Consider the following 13,052-nt stretch of genomic DNA (forward strand, 5'->3'; position numbering starts at 1 on the left):
CATTTGCGGCATACCTACATTTTCCCTAAAAACAAAAACCCACCCTTAAAAGAATCAAGGATGGGAAAAAAATTGCTATGAAAAAGAAAATTAGATATCGGTCACCCAACATCAGTTTCAAATATACGTTTTTTATTTAAACAGACAGTTCTAAATTTTAAGAGAACATATCTTTTACCTTTTCAAAAAAGGATTTATCCGATTTTTCGGGCCTTGGAGCGAAGTTTTCATCGTCTTGCATGCGCTCAAAAAACTCCTTCTGTTCCTTGTTCACCGTTTTTGGGGTCCACACATTTACGTGGACCAATAAATCCCCCGCACCATAACCATTAAGGCTGTTGATACCTTTTCCACGTAGTCTCAAAATTTTTCCGGATTGAAGTCCAGGCTCCAATTTGATCCGTACTTTGCCGCCGATAGCATCAATTTCCTTTGAACTGCCCAACACGGCTTCGGGGATACTGATGTACAAATCGTAATGCAGGTTGTCTCCCTCACGTTTTAGGGTTTCGTGCTCCACCGTTTCAATGGCTACAAGCAAGTCACCAGCGATGCCATTGCCTGGTGCATCGTTTCCTTTTCCGGTAACTTTGAGCTGCATCCCGTCTTCCACTCCAGCCGGTATTTTAATGGATACGGTCTCTTCCTCTACCTTAAGGCCTTGCGCATCGGCACCTGCCGGTCTGTTATCAATGGACTGGCCTGCCCCACCACAAGTGGTACAGGTGGTAGCCGTTTGCATTCGGCCCAAAATGGTGTTGGTGATTTTCGTGATTTGTCCAGTACCATTACAGGTGGGACAGGTTTTGTAGGTAACCCCATCCGCTTGTCTTTTACGACGCACCTTCACCTTTTTCTCCACGCCATTGGCTACTTCTTCCAGTGTCAATTTAACGCGGATGCGAAGGTTGCTGCCCTTGGCCCTGCGCTGTCCGCCACCAAAGCCGCCAAATCCGCTGAATCCGCCACCGCCTCCAAAGGCGCCGCCAAAGATGTCGCCGAATTGGCTAAAGATATCGTCCATGTTCATGCCGCCACCGCCAAATCCGCCGCTTCCATCGAATGCGGCATGACCAAACTGGTCGTATTTTGCCCTTTTGTCAGGGTTGCCCAAAACCTCGTAAGCCTCGGCAGATTTTTTGAACATTTCCTCCGCTTTGGCATCTCCGGGATTTTTATCCGGGTGGAATTCAATTGCCTTTTTTCGGTAGGCCTTTTTGATTTCTGCGGCCGAAGCTCCTTTGGAAACTCCTAATATGTCGTAATAATCCTCCTTCATAAAACTCTAGTTTCCTACTACTACTTTTGGGTGTCTAATGATGCGGTCTCCCAATTTGAAGCCCTTTTCCACCACATCGATAATTTTCCCTTTCATTTTTTTATCAGGTGCAGGGATTTGGGTGATGGCATCGTGCACCTCGGCATCAAAAGCGTCCCCAGCACTTACCTCTACTTCCTCCAAGCCCTTGTTTTTAAGGGTTTCCTTGAACTTATTACTGATGAGCTCCACACCCTTGAACATTTCTTTGTCCTCCGACTTGGAAAGCTCTTTCAACGCTCTGTCAAAATCGTCCATAATGGGAAGCAGTGCTACCATGACCTCTTGTCCTGCCGTTTTGAACAGGTCCATTCGCTCCTTGGATGTTCTGCGTTTGTAGTTTTCAAACTCGGCAAAAAGCCGTAGAAATTTTTCCTTTTCCTTGGCCAAATCCTCGCGCAACTGCTCCTCTTCGGATTTTTCCTCCTCGTTTTCTTCGGCAGTATCGCCCTCTATATGCTCATCGTTCAGCTCAGTACTCTCTTCGGTTTGCCCTTTTTTAGGCTCATCTTCCATTTCCTCAACCTTACTTTTATTGCTCATATTCTATTGTTTTATTCGGATTTGAAATGGCAAAAGTACTGCCAATTGTCTAAAAATGTCAAAATGTCACCGCAAAACATAAAAAAAGCCGCCGAAGCGGTCTTTCTATAATGACAAACTCATTGTAACGAATGTATCAAGGATATTATACCTCCAAGGATGCCGCAACACCATTTTCATGGGAGGCATAAATGGCCTCAAGTGCCTGACAGATGTTGGCATGCTGAAATACGAAGCCCTCTTCCTCTATTTTTTTGCCACTTACTCGTTGACTGGCCAATAAGAGGGTTGCCATTTTTCCTAAAACCATTTTGAGCACAAAGGCAGGAACATTGGGCAACCACAAGGGTCGTTCCAAAACTTTGGCGAGCTCCTTGGTCAACTTGGCATTGGTTACCGGGTTGGGCGCCACTGCGTTGTACACTCCTGTTAGATTGTTTTCCACGGCAAACACGAACAACTGGGCCAAATCCTCGATATGGACCCAAGATTGCCATTGGTCACCGCTACCAATAGGTGCACCTACAAAGTTTTTAACGGGCAGGGCCATTTTGGGCAGGGCCCCTCCTTCTTTGGACAATACCAAACCTATCCTGATTTTGGCGACGTCAATATCCAATGCTTTAAAAGTGTCGGCTTCGGACTCCCATTTGGTCACTACTTCACCTAAAAAACCATTATCACTCTCGGTAGTGGATTCATGGTAATAGGCACTGGTGGAATCTGGATAAATTCCTATGGCCGAAGCAGATACCAAACATTCCACCTCATGGCTCTCCGACTGCTCCACTCCCTTTTTAAGGGTTCTCAAGCTATCGATTCTGCTGGAAAGCACCTTTTTTTTGTGCTCTGGAGTCCAGCGTTTGGCGATACTGGTCCCTGCCAAATTGATAATGGCCTGGACATTCTCAAAACACTTCAAATCAATCTCCCCTTTAGCGGGATTCCAATAAAAACCAGTATAATCTTCCGCGGTGGAAATTTTATCCTTGCTCGTAGTCAAATAATTTACGGGAATGCCTTTTTGGTACAGCACCTTTACAATGGCCTGCCCAACCAATCCCGTCGCTCCTGTTATCAACACCTTCATACTATCCTATTCTTTGACACAAAGTTATAGGTTTAATCGACTGTTTATGAGACCTTAATTTAGGTTTAACATATTTGTTCAAACTTTAAAACAATTTATGACCACCCAAAGAACTCTCCTTAACAGATTGTTGGCAACTAGCCGGGTTTGGTAGCCCTCAACATTTCCCTTTTTCCTGGTGGACCGGGCAATCTTTCCACGACAAAACCGACTGCTTGCATGGCCCTACGCACACTGCCTTTGGCGGCGTAGGTCACTAAAACACCTCTGGGTTTGGCGGCTTCATACATCTTGGAAAAAAGTTCCTCTGTCCATAACTCGGGCTGCACCCTTGCCCCAAAGGCATCAAAATAAATAAGGTTGAACAAGTTTTGGGCATCAATATCCTTAAAATCCTTCTTTTGCTTACAAAGTGAGAAGTGATCAGCAATGGAGATGTGCTTTTCCCATGGTGAAGAGTGCATGTGTTGGAAAGGCTCCTGCAGTTTATCAACTCCCAATTGATGTACATAATCCAAGGCCTCAATTTCTTCCATGGACACGGGGTATGCCTCCACCCCGACATAATCAATGGCGAGCTCCAACTTGGGGGCTTCCAACAACGTAATCAATGCGTTAAGTCCCGTACCAAAACCAATTTCCAAAAGCTTGACCTCAGTGCTGTTGAACAATCTGAGGCCATGCTGGATAAAAACGTGGTACGCTTCCTGAATGGCGCCGTGCTTGGAGTGGTACTGTTCGTTCCAGTCCTCTATTTGGATGGTTTTGGAACCATCTCCAGTGGTGATGATTTTTCGTTTCAAGGTTGGCTTTCGATCAGCACACCATCGGCCTCGAACCTGAGCGTTTTCTTTGGTGAGGTGATCGAGGCCAGCTCATCTTCCGATGCACCTTCATCTTCGGCATAATGCCTTTGGTCTTCTACCGACATTTCTTCAAAAAAGGCGGATCCATTCATTACCACCCTTTTTCCGGCAGCATCCTTGGGCACAAAAAAACCGTAATCCTTAAAACGGACAAAAACTTCTTCGTTGGACCCCAATTGGACCTTCATCCAGCAACCTTTGGCTTGGCAAACCTCTTTTATTTCCCCAACCACTTGTGTTTGTAATGAATCTTTCCCCACAATTTGATCATACGGAGCGGCAGTCTTTGATGCTTGGTCGGAAATGGCAAATTCCTCGCCAAAATAATCTCCTTTCATGGTCTCTTGCTTACAGGAAACCAAGCAAATACCTAGAAGTGCAACAGTGAAAATGTTAAAAACCCTCATTTTTGATAAGATTTAAATGAATTAAGATGAAGTATCATATTTAGATTTGAGAAAAGTCCAAAACTAACAATAATTAGCTAATTTTAGCCTGAAAATATAACTGATATGGAAACAGTGGCCCATAAAATAGCGATAGAAAAAACGAAGTCTTCGAAGATCCAACAGGTGGATTTTGACAACCTTTCCTTTGGAAGTGTGTATTCGGACCACATGTTGGTCTGTGATTATAAAAACGGAAAATGGGAAATCCCTAAGATTGTTCCCTACCAGCCCATCACTTTAGACCCTTCGGCAAAAATATTCCATTACGGACAGTCCATTTTTGAAGGCATGAAGGCCTACAAGGATGAAAATGGAAAGGTATGGCTTTTTAGACCGGAACAAAACTGTGCACGATTGAATAAATCCGCCAAAAGATTGGCCATTCCCGAAATTCCAGAAGCTTACTTTATGGAAGGGTTGAACGCGCTTATCGATTTGGAGCGCGATTGGATTCCAACAAACCCAGGCAGTTCCTTATACATAAGGCCATTTGTGTTTGCCTCAGGAAATGGGTTCCACGCTTCCCCTGCCAATGAGTACAAATTCATAATCGCCTGTGCACCTTCGGGCTCCTACTTTTCAGGTAAGGTCAAGGTGTTGATTGAAGAGACCTACTCGCGCGCGGCAAATGGTGGCGTTGGGTATGCAAAGGCAGGTGGTAATTATGCTGGACAGTTCTATCCTACCAAATTGGCAGCCGACAAAGGATACCAACAGGTGATATGGACAGATGACAATACCCATGAGTTTATTGAGGAAGCAGGTGCCATGAACGTTTTTGTACGTATTAATGATACCCTCCTGACGGCACCGACCAGTGACCGTATCCTGGATGGAATCACTAGAAAAAGTATTTTGGACATTGCTAAGGACGAAGGGATCCCAACCGAGGTGAGAAAAATTTCGGTACACGAATTGGTGGAAGCCGCCAAGAACGGCTCCCTAAAGGAAATGTTCGGAGCTGGAACCGCAGCGGTCATATCCCCCATCTCGGGCTTTGGCTATAGCGGCAAGGATTACGATCTGCCCGAATTGGAGGAAAGCTATGCTTCCCGCTTAAAGAAAAGAATCACGGACATTCAATACAACCGCGCATCCGACCCCTTTGGATGGAGACAAGAAGTGGTTTCACAAGAATAAAAAAAGGCGCCATTTGGCGCCTTTTTTACTTATCCATGATGGTCTGTATATCCGGTTTAAAATAATTGGGTCCTTTGAGCACTTTTCCATCTTCCCGGTATATCGGTTTTCCATCGGCACCCAATTTGCTCATATTACTACGCTGTATCTCTTCAAAAACCTCCTCTATTTTATATTGCATGCCATGCTCCAAAATGGTTCCGCACAAAATATAGAGCATATCTCCCAAAGCATCGGCTACTTCCACTAGGTCGCCACTGTTCGCGGCCTCGAGGTATTCCTTATTTTCTTCATCCATTAAATTAAACCTCAATGTGTTCTTTTCGGGACCTAAATTGGCTTTCGGTTGTTGCAAAACTCCCAATCCAAAGGAATTGTGAAAGAGCTCCACTGCTTTAATTTTACGTTTCATTACTTAATTTTGATTTAGCTTTGCATAAAAATATAAAATATGTTCAGCACGGGACAGCTCATTTTTGCCGCCTTATTTTTCATCGCTTTTGTTGTAATCATCTCCCTTTCCTACCGAAAGGACAAAAAATTGCACAAAAAGAACTACAAGGGCGTTATTTGGATCCTGGTTTCTTTCATAACTTTTATAATTATCCTCTTCATTATTAAGTTCTTTCTTAAAAATTAACAACAGATTTGACTTAACCACAAAAATGAGCGGTTTTGCAACAATAGTGACCGTTCCATTTCGTTCTTATAGGAAAAACCGTACTTTTGTTTAACACTAATTTAGCACCTAACCTAAATGACTGTTTTTTTTAGTATTCTGTTCGTTTTGCTTGCAATTAATGCCATTCTGTTGATTTTCAGCGTCAACGGAGCAAAAGAAAGATTTACAAAACCGATTCAGCGGATTTCAGCAACCTCTACTACCAAACTTTTCCCCCGAGAGGCTTTAGAGACCGAGTACAAAGAAGCGGTTTAGTTTGTACTTTTAAGGCATGAAACAGGCCTTACTTGTTTTTTTGGGCGGGGGATTTGGAAGCGTATTGCGCTATCTCATCTCAAAATCTCTTAATCCCGTTTTCCAAAATTTTTTTCTGGGCACCTTCTTGGTAAACATTGTTGGTTGTTTCCTCATTGGACTATTCTTGGGGTTATCTGCCAAAGGCAACTTGCTATCCTATAACAACACTATATTTTTAGCCACGGGATTTTGTGGAGGCTTCACCACTTTTTCCGCATTTGCTTTTGAAAAACATTCCCTTTTAAAAAATGGCGACCTACTGCCTTTCGCCATTTACATGGTTTCCAGCATCATTATAGGCGTATTGGCCGTAGTTTTGGGGCTTTGGCTATCCAAACAACTATAACCGTTACAGATTACATTTTTACAGTGAAAATTTGTTAAAAATTGAACAAAATCAATTCATTTATTCCGTTTGATGCAAAAAATGCATTTTCAATTGTTTTGTGTTAAATAAAAATCAACAAGTAGCTAAGAAAATAAGTTATAAAATTAAATACCCCTAAAATATTGGGGGTATTTTTCTTATACCCATAAAAATACCCATCACCCCCTCCCATTTTTGATGGTCTTCCGTTTTATCCTATATATTTGACTCATCAATTAACTACTTAATTATGAAAAAAGTCGAGGCAATTATTAGAAAATCCAAATTTGATGAGGTAAAAAAAGCCCTGCATCAAATTGAGGTGAACTTCTTTAGTTACTGGGATGTAACTGGAGTTGGAAATGAGAAACAAGGACATGTGTATCGTGGCATATCGTACAGCACTAGCGATATACAGCGAAGGTATTTGGTTATCGTGGTTAGCGATGACTTCCTGGAAAAAACCGTGAATGTTTTATTGGACACCGCAAGTACCGGTAACGTTGGTGATGGAAAAATTTTCGTCTCCGATGTCATCGAGGTCTACAGGATCAGAACCAAGGAAAGCGGAAGCGCAGGAATCAACTAACATTAATAGCCGAAAAACTTAAAAACTTAGATTATGATTATTCAAGAACAAGAAGCGATAGATAAAGCCGTGGAAGCCATTACTGGCGACATGGGTGCATTGTGGATTACCCTTGCGGCCATTTTGGTCTTTTTTATGCAGGCAGGGTTCACATTGTTGGAAATAGGTTTTACCCGTAGCAAGAATACTGGTAACATTATTATGAAAAACGTTATGGATTTGGCCGTTGGTTCGGTCATGTTCTGGGCAGTAGGTTATGCCATTATGTATGGTAGCGACCTTGTAGGTGGAGGATTTTTTAGATCAAGTCCATCGGACCAAGGATACTTCTTTTTTAGTGCGGACGATTGGTACAACCTGTTTTTCCAAACGGTATTCTGTGCCACAGCCGCAACCATTGTATCTGGAGCAATTGCAGGTAGAACCAAATTTTCAACCTATTTGATTTTCTCTGCCGTACTTACCACGTTGATCTACCCAATTTCCGGTAGCTGGTATTGGCCATTTGATGACGATGCTTGGTTGAACACCGCAGGATTTGTTGATTTTGCCGGTTCTTCCGTAGTACACGCCGTAGGTGGTGCCGCTGCATTGGTGGCTGCCATTTTAGTGGGGCCAAGAATTGGTAAATACGTAGACGGGAAAGCGCAGGCAATCCCTGGTCACAACATGGCTTTCGGAGCATTGGGTGTATTCATCCTTTGGTTGGGATGGTTCGGATTTAACGGTGGTTCCCAATTGGCTTGGGGCGGTGACGATACCATCGCAGCGACCAGTGTTATCATCAATACCAACTTAGCTGCCGCCATTGGTGCCATTGGTGCCCTGTTCTTTACATGGGCCAGATACGGAAAAGCTGATATTTCCATGACATTGAACGGCGCTTTGGCCGGTTTGGTAGGTATTACTGCCGGATGTGGTTCTGTAAACGCATGGGGAGCACTTGCCATTGGTCTACTATGCGGTATCGTAGTGGTAATCTCCATTGAATTTATCGATAAAAAACTTAAGATTGACGACCCAGTAGGTGCGATTTCCGTTCACGGAGTTTGCGGATTCCTTGGAACCGTTCTTATTGGCCTTTTTGCACTGGACGGTGGATTGTTCTACGGTGGTGGTGGAAAACTGCTTTGGGTACAGACCTACGGCTCATTGGCTTACATACTTTGGGCAGCCGTTGCATCCTTCATAGTACTTTTCATTTTGAAGAAAACCATTGGATTGCGAGTGTCCGAAAAAGAGGAGGTCGAAGGTTTGGATATCCATGAACACGGTGTGGAATCTTATCCAGAACACATTTCTCAAGACAAATAAAAACAAGTAAATCAAACTCACAAGATTGTACAAAAAGGAACGGAGCGTTCTGCCAAACGCTCCGTCTAATAACCTTTTCAATCAAACTCACATTTATACAACTAACTGTCCTTGACTAAAAGGACAATCTTTAAACGATTATGATATGAAAACGATTATAAATACAAATTTCGTAAAATTTTTGGCTATCGCCATGATTTTCATGGTAACTTTCTCTGTCTCTGCACAGGAGGAAGAAGAATCAAAGTTTACTTTAAGTGGTTCTGTTGACGCTTATTACAGAACTACCACAAAAGATGGAGGCGAAGCTACAACTGCTACTTTTACATCATTTGCAAACCAAACAGGTTTTGCATTAGGTATGGCCAACTTGATAGGTACCTACGATATGGGAGATACAGGTGTTGTGGTTGATTTGGTTTTTGGTCCAAGAGGTACAGAAGCCACTTTTAACAATGATGTACTCAACGGTATCATCAACCAGGCATATGTTTACTGGAATGTTTCCGAAAGCACTACTTTGACCATGGGTCGTTTCAACACCTTTTTAGGATATGAAGTAATCGCTCCACAAGCAAACTTCAACTATAGTGTTTCCTACTTGTTTTCCAACGGACCATTTTCGCACCTGGGCTTAAAAGCAGATTTTGCTTTATCTGATGATGTAAGCTTAATGCTTGCAGTAATGAATCCTTGGGATACCAACGACATCAGTGATACTGGTGAATACTCTTTAGGTGGTCAGTTGGGCTTTTACGATCAATTCTTGAACCTTTACTATGACAGCGGAAAAAGTGGCGGTCTTGGTTTCGAAATTGATTATACCGGCGGATTTGATATCACCGAAGATTTCTTCTTTGGAATCAATGCAGCCTATAACGACAACTCAGAAACTGGAACTGGTTTCTATGGTGCGGCCATTTACCCACAATTAACAACATCTGATAGTTTTGCAATCGGACTTCGTGGGGAATACATGACATTTACCGATGATGCTGTTGAGGATGATTCTCCCGTTCTCGGACTAACCTTGACAGGTAGTTTCACCAAGGACAACCTCATCATCAAACCTGAAATCCGTTTGGATAGCTGGGGGAACGATATAGAGCCTTATAACGACGGTGATGGAGCTTTTACCAGCAATCAATCTTCTTTCTTGATTGCCGCTATTTACTCTTTCTAACCGATATAGATATGATATGAAAAAAGCCTTATTCCAATAGGATTAAGGCTTTTTTTAATCCTTGTTAAAATTTTTCTCTCCTGCTCTCACCTCAGTTCTCAAATAATTTTGCCTTGGCACTAGAGGGCAGGAGAACTTTTTGTTGTACACACAATAGGGATTGTACGCTCGGTTAAAATCGATCACTAGGGTATCCCCATCGGGAATGGAAAGGTCGATGTACCGACCACCACCGTAGGTTTCCTCACCGTTGGTCTCATCCATAAAAGGCAAAAAAAGGTAATCCTCAAATTCCTCATCGTCCAGCAGGCCCAAACTCTGGTACACTTCCAATTGATGCGCTTTACCGTTCAACGAAAAATGGGCAATGCCGTAGACAACTTCCTGAGTCTGCCTATCTGTTGTTGTTGGCATCAAAAAAGGTTCGGCATCAGGAGTTCTTTCAAACCTGGCCTTTACAATGTAAGAGGTATCGGGCTCAAAGAAGTCCAAACTCTCAAAATCCTTTCGGTATTTATCGGGTAAGGGAGAAGAATCGGGGTCTTTGAAATTTTCGTTCTGCTGTTTTTGGTATTCCAAGATTTCTGCTACCAAATCAGATGTGGCGGTAACTGTGTCTTCCTCGTCGTGGTACTTTTTACCTCTACCACAGGCCACCAAGCCAATTGCCAAAAGTAAGACTGCATATTTCATCTTGAAGTATTTGTGCAAAAATACAGCTTATCCCGCACAAACAAAGGATTAGGTCAGAAGCACCTTAATTGTCCTCAATCTTAATGTCGTACCTGGCATCTTCCAAGTATTTGGAAACCATTTCATTAAATTCTGGGGTGATACGCAGGAGCGCCGTATCCTCCAAACTGTATATTTTTTCGCGATCCTTGTAGCCTTTTTTCAATAGTTCCTCCAAGTAGAACAGCGAAGTACCAAAATCATCATTTTTGGCGCTCAATGAAATGATCTTAAAATAATACTCGGTATCCTCGGGATCCAAGATGGTTTTCAACATGTATAAAAAAGCGAGCGCGTCCTCATCCACCACTTCCTCAGCCAGCACAAGGGTAATACTGTCTTCGGCCAAGGCGTTCACGTAACCTCTTAATCGATGTCCCATTTGCCTCTCAAAAGGTTTCGCACTGGCTATAAACTTCCCGATCTCTCCCATTTGATAGTTCCACCATCCCAAATTATTGAAGTTATGGGTGTACATATCATCCTCCATATAATATTGGTAATCCTCCTTTAGAATGGATTCCTGCAAAAAGGCTGCGTTTTCGGCACGCTGCATCACCCTATACTCCCTGTCGCGTCTCAAATCCCGCTGGACAGACCTTAAGGAATCCGTGTTTTTGAGGGCACCGTACATGGACATCATCTCGGTCATGTACTGCTCCGCCCATAAGAAATCGCCAATTCCGATAAGTTGATTGACCTTTTCCAAGTCCTCCTTGTACGCATTTTCAACGTACATCGTATCCTTGGGTATCCACTTTCTGCCCATGGCATCCAAAGTGAATAATTGGAGACCTTTTCGGATATAGGCGGTACTTGGCCATTCCCCGTTGCCGTCGTAGATCAACACCTGATTGGGAAACTTTAAGCGGTCCAAGAGCTTGGAATCCGTGAGCATATAAGGGTAATTATAGTTTTCCTTACTTATAATACCCACAAAGTGAAATGGTTTTTTCACATTGATCAATTCGCTATTGGCCAGTGATGCTCCAATGGCCAAAGAACCATTTACCCCATTGAGCAATACGGGTGCCAGCGTGGCAAAACGACCACTGGAATCCTCACCACCCGTGTAGATACGGTCCGTATGAATGGGCAACATATCACCGACCCGCTGGATGGTATTGCCTATCAACACCATTTTATTGGTCAGCGAAATACTGTCATATAGCTTTGGAGCCGCCAAAACATATCCCTCCTCCTCTGCAGCGTTCAAAAACATGGAAATCACCTTTTCATCATTCCCATCCAAATCGGCCAACAAAAGGAGCGGCCACTTTTTATCTTTGGTAAAATCCTTTGGGAGATATAATGAATAGGTGTTTTGGGTGGAATCGTTCATGGGAAGGTTTTCGATAATCTCCCCTTTTCGAAGCACTATTTGTTGCGAAAAAACGTGAACGGAGCAAAAAATAGTCAGGAGCGGTAACAGATATGCTTTTCTCATAATTCTTATCATAACAAAAATCTGGCCAAAGTTTACTCTGAAATTATCAAATTAAAATGACATCTACTTCACTGATTTGCTTTTTTTGATGGGGGCATTCCCAACAACATTGGATAGCACAATATGGGTGCGGCACTCCCCGTAGACGATAAGCTCATCAATAAATTTTTCCAGGTGCGACTGATCCCGCAACACCACCTCCATGATGATATTTTCGTTACCCGTGATCCTGTAGCAATTTACGACCTCCTGAAACGTTTTTACCTTATCCAAAAAGGGTTTGAGCTTTCCCATAAAGGCACGCAGCATGATGATGGCCTTGAACTGATATCCGGCCTCCACGTATGAAATGTTGGCACGGTAACCTTCTACAATGCCCAAATCTTCCATTTTTTTGACCCGCTCCGCAACCGCTGGTGGCGTAAGCCCTACTTTTCTCCCAATATTGGCAAACGATTCCCTTGCATTCTGCTGCAAATGATGCAGTATTTGCCAATTCAAATCATCTATCTTCATTTTTAAAGTAATTGAGCTGTATTATTTTGCTTTCAAAAGTAAAATCAAACTTTAGCTTTATTAACAAAAGTAAGAAAATTTAAATCGTGCGTAATTTTAGGATACTAAATTGCTTTGAAAAATGGAGAGAAATTCTCTAAACTCCTTAGGTGTATATCGTAGATCTTTGGCCCTTCGTGATATGAGCGAAGCGGTCGCTGCTTACTTTACCCAAAACCGGGAAATTCTATCCTTTCGCAAAATCGACTCCTTTCGGGACGATATTTCCCGCTCACTGTTGGCCGATGCCGACCTCATCACCAAAGAAGTGGAACAGGCCGCACTGAGCAGCTGTCCTTCCGTTCGGATGAAAAGTCTTTCTTACGTGAACATCATGACCCGAAACATCTTGGCCTATTGCAACGGATTGGAAAGGGATGGGGTCAAAGAAAAGGAATACCTCAATCTCCTTAGAAAAGAGATCCGCATCTTTAGGGTGTACTTTAAAAAATGGAGGAAATCCCTCCATCCATAAAACCG

General features: G+C 42.9%; 16 protein-coding genes. 7 read left to right on the forward strand and 9 right to left on the reverse strand.

What is annotated here, in order from left to right:
- Positions 1-157: 157 nt before the first annotated feature.
- From dnaJ to ABNE31_RS15665, 5 genes are all read right to left on the reverse strand, one after another.
- Positions 158-1,279 carry a molecular chaperone DnaJ gene (dnaJ, locus tag ABNE31_RS15645; protein WP_293284448.1) on the reverse strand — a complete coding sequence of 374 codons (1,122 nt, stop codon included), beginning with the start codon at positions 1,277-1,279 and terminating at the stop codon, positions 158-160.
- 6 nt (positions 1,280-1,285) lie between these two features.
- On the reverse strand, positions 1,286-1,861 hold the full coding sequence (locus ABNE31_RS15650) for a nucleotide exchange factor GrpE (RefSeq protein ID WP_179384250.1): 576 nt from the start codon (positions 1,859-1,861) through the stop codon (positions 1,286-1,288).
- A gap of 145 nt (positions 1,862-2,006) precedes the next feature.
- The gene (locus ABNE31_RS15655; RefSeq protein ID WP_349351801.1) at positions 2,007-2,951 is read right to left on the reverse strand and encodes a TIGR01777 family oxidoreductase; all 945 of its coding nucleotides are present in this window, start codon (positions 2,949-2,951) and stop codon (positions 2,007-2,009) included.
- A 137-nt stretch (positions 2,952-3,088) separates the two neighbouring features.
- Complete coding sequence (gene mnmD, locus ABNE31_RS15660; protein ID WP_349351802.1) at positions 3,089-3,754, reverse strand: tRNA (5-methylaminomethyl-2-thiouridine)(34)-methyltransferase MnmD; 666 nt, start codon at positions 3,752-3,754, stop codon at positions 3,089-3,091.
- On the reverse strand, positions 3,751-4,224 hold the full coding sequence (locus ABNE31_RS15665; RefSeq protein WP_349351803.1) for a DUF4920 domain-containing protein: 474 nt from the start codon (positions 4,222-4,224) through the stop codon (positions 3,751-3,753). Before ABNE31_RS15665 ends, mnmD begins: the two co-directional genes overlap by 4 nt.
- A gap of 105 nt (positions 4,225-4,329) precedes the next feature.
- On the opposite strand from ABNE31_RS15665, the gene ABNE31_RS15670 reads away from it, so the two are divergent.
- On the forward strand, positions 4,330-5,406 hold the full coding sequence (locus ABNE31_RS15670; RefSeq protein ID WP_349351804.1) for a branched-chain amino acid aminotransferase: 1,077 nt from the start codon (positions 4,330-4,332) through the stop codon (positions 5,404-5,406).
- Positions 5,407-5,431: 25 nt separating this feature from the next.
- On the opposite strand, the gene ABNE31_RS15675 is transcribed toward ABNE31_RS15670, so the two are convergent.
- A complete protein-coding gene (locus ABNE31_RS15675) occupies positions 5,432-5,818 on the reverse strand; it encodes a nucleoside triphosphate pyrophosphohydrolase family protein (protein ID WP_179384255.1) in 387 nt (128 codons plus the stop codon).
- A 39-nt stretch (positions 5,819-5,857) separates the two neighbouring features.
- On the opposite strand from ABNE31_RS15675, the gene ABNE31_RS15680 reads away from it, so the two are divergent.
- From ABNE31_RS15680 to ABNE31_RS15700, 5 genes are all read left to right on the forward strand, one after another.
- Positions 5,858-6,046: a hypothetical protein gene (locus tag ABNE31_RS15680; protein ID WP_257023969.1), complete on the forward strand. Its 189-nt coding sequence runs from the start codon at positions 5,858-5,860 to the stop codon at positions 6,044-6,046.
- Positions 6,047-6,359: 313 nt separating this feature from the next.
- Positions 6,360-6,731 (forward strand): fluoride efflux transporter CrcB, encoded by a 372-nt coding sequence (gene crcB, locus ABNE31_RS15685; RefSeq protein ID WP_349351805.1) that lies wholly within the window; start codon positions 6,360-6,362, stop codon positions 6,729-6,731.
- A gap of 271 nt (positions 6,732-7,002) precedes the next feature.
- Complete coding sequence (locus tag ABNE31_RS15690) at positions 7,003-7,341, forward strand: P-II family nitrogen regulator (RefSeq protein ID WP_349351806.1); 339 nt, start codon at positions 7,003-7,005, stop codon at positions 7,339-7,341.
- Between the two features lie 33 nt (positions 7,342-7,374).
- Entirely contained in the window at positions 7,375-8,655 is a 1,281-nt protein-coding gene (amt, locus tag ABNE31_RS15695; RefSeq protein WP_349351807.1) for an ammonium transporter, read from the forward strand.
- Positions 8,656-8,800: 145 nt separating this feature from the next.
- Positions 8,801-9,838 carry an outer membrane beta-barrel protein gene (locus tag ABNE31_RS15700; protein WP_349351808.1) on the forward strand — a complete coding sequence of 346 codons (1,038 nt, stop codon included), beginning with the start codon at positions 8,801-8,803 and terminating at the stop codon, positions 9,836-9,838.
- A gap of 54 nt (positions 9,839-9,892) precedes the next feature.
- Here the strand turns inward: ABNE31_RS15700 and ABNE31_RS15705 are convergent, their stop codons facing one another.
- The 3 genes from ABNE31_RS15705 to ABNE31_RS15715 form a co-directional block, all read right to left on the reverse strand.
- Positions 9,893-10,531 (reverse strand): DUF1684 domain-containing protein, encoded by a 639-nt coding sequence (locus ABNE31_RS15705; RefSeq protein WP_349351809.1) that lies wholly within the window; start codon positions 10,529-10,531, stop codon positions 9,893-9,895.
- Between the two features lie 64 nt (positions 10,532-10,595).
- Complete coding sequence (locus tag ABNE31_RS15710; protein ID WP_349351810.1) at positions 10,596-12,029, reverse strand: alpha/beta hydrolase; 1,434 nt, start codon at positions 12,027-12,029, stop codon at positions 10,596-10,598.
- Positions 12,030-12,080: 51 nt separating this feature from the next.
- Positions 12,081-12,533 carry an Lrp/AsnC family transcriptional regulator gene (locus ABNE31_RS15715; RefSeq protein WP_179384261.1) on the reverse strand — a complete coding sequence of 151 codons (453 nt, stop codon included), beginning with the start codon at positions 12,531-12,533 and terminating at the stop codon, positions 12,081-12,083.
- A 121-nt stretch (positions 12,534-12,654) separates the two neighbouring features.
- On the opposite strand from ABNE31_RS15715, the gene ABNE31_RS15720 reads away from it, so the two are divergent.
- Positions 12,655-13,047: a hypothetical protein gene (locus ABNE31_RS15720; RefSeq protein ID WP_179384262.1), complete on the forward strand. Its 393-nt coding sequence runs from the start codon at positions 12,655-12,657 to the stop codon at positions 13,045-13,047.
- Positions 13,048-13,052: the final 5 nt, after the last annotated feature.

This window comes from Flagellimonas sp. MMG031 (genome assembly GCF_040112705.1).
GTDB lineage: Bacteria > Bacteroidota > Bacteroidia > Flavobacteriales > Flavobacteriaceae > Flagellimonas.

Bases quoted from the DNA above. Each gene is read 5' to 3' on its own strand.
- ABNE31_RS15715 (WP_179384261.1), bottom strand. From the start codon at position 12,533: ATGAAGATAGATGATTTGAATTGGCAAATACTGCATCATTTGCAGCAG.
- ABNE31_RS15665 (WP_349351803.1), bottom strand. From the start codon at position 4,224: ATGAGGGTTTTTAACATTTTCACTGTTGCACTTCTAGGTATTTGCTTG.
- ABNE31_RS15680 (WP_257023969.1), top strand. From the start codon at position 5,858: ATGTTCAGCACGGGACAGCTCATTTTTGCCGCCTTATTTTTCATCGCT.
- ABNE31_RS15675 (WP_179384255.1), bottom strand. From the start codon at position 5,818: ATGAAACGTAAAATTAAAGCAGTGGAGCTCTTTCACAATTCCTTTGGA.
- ABNE31_RS15705 (WP_349351809.1), bottom strand. From the start codon at position 10,531: ATGAAATATGCAGTCTTACTTTTGGCAATTGGCTTGGTGGCCTGTGGT.
- ABNE31_RS15650 (WP_179384250.1), bottom strand. From the start codon at position 1,861: ATGAGCAATAAAAGTAAGGTTGAGGAAATGGAAGATGAGCCTAAAAAA.
- ABNE31_RS15700 (WP_349351808.1), top strand. From the start codon at position 8,801: ATGAAAACGATTATAAATACAAATTTCGTAAAATTTTTGGCTATCGCC.
- crcB (WP_349351805.1), top strand. From the start codon at position 6,360: ATGAAACAGGCCTTACTTGTTTTTTTGGGCGGGGGATTTGGAAGCGTA.
- ABNE31_RS15720 (WP_179384262.1), top strand. From the start codon at position 12,655: ATGGAGAGAAATTCTCTAAACTCCTTAGGTGTATATCGTAGATCTTTG.
- dnaJ (WP_293284448.1), bottom strand. From the start codon at position 1,279: ATGAAGGAGGATTATTACGACATATTAGGAGTTTCCAAAGGAGCTTCG.
- amt (WP_349351807.1), top strand. From the start codon at position 7,375: ATGATTATTCAAGAACAAGAAGCGATAGATAAAGCCGTGGAAGCCATT.
- ABNE31_RS15690 (WP_349351806.1), top strand. From the start codon at position 7,003: ATGAAAAAAGTCGAGGCAATTATTAGAAAATCCAAATTTGATGAGGTA.
- ABNE31_RS15710 (WP_349351810.1), bottom strand. From the start codon at position 12,029: ATGATAAGAATTATGAGAAAAGCATATCTGTTACCGCTCCTGACTATT.
- ABNE31_RS15655 (WP_349351801.1), bottom strand. From the start codon at position 2,951: ATGAAGGTGTTGATAACAGGAGCGACGGGATTGGTTGGGCAGGCCATT.
- ABNE31_RS15670 (WP_349351804.1), top strand. From the start codon at position 4,330: ATGGAAACAGTGGCCCATAAAATAGCGATAGAAAAAACGAAGTCTTCG.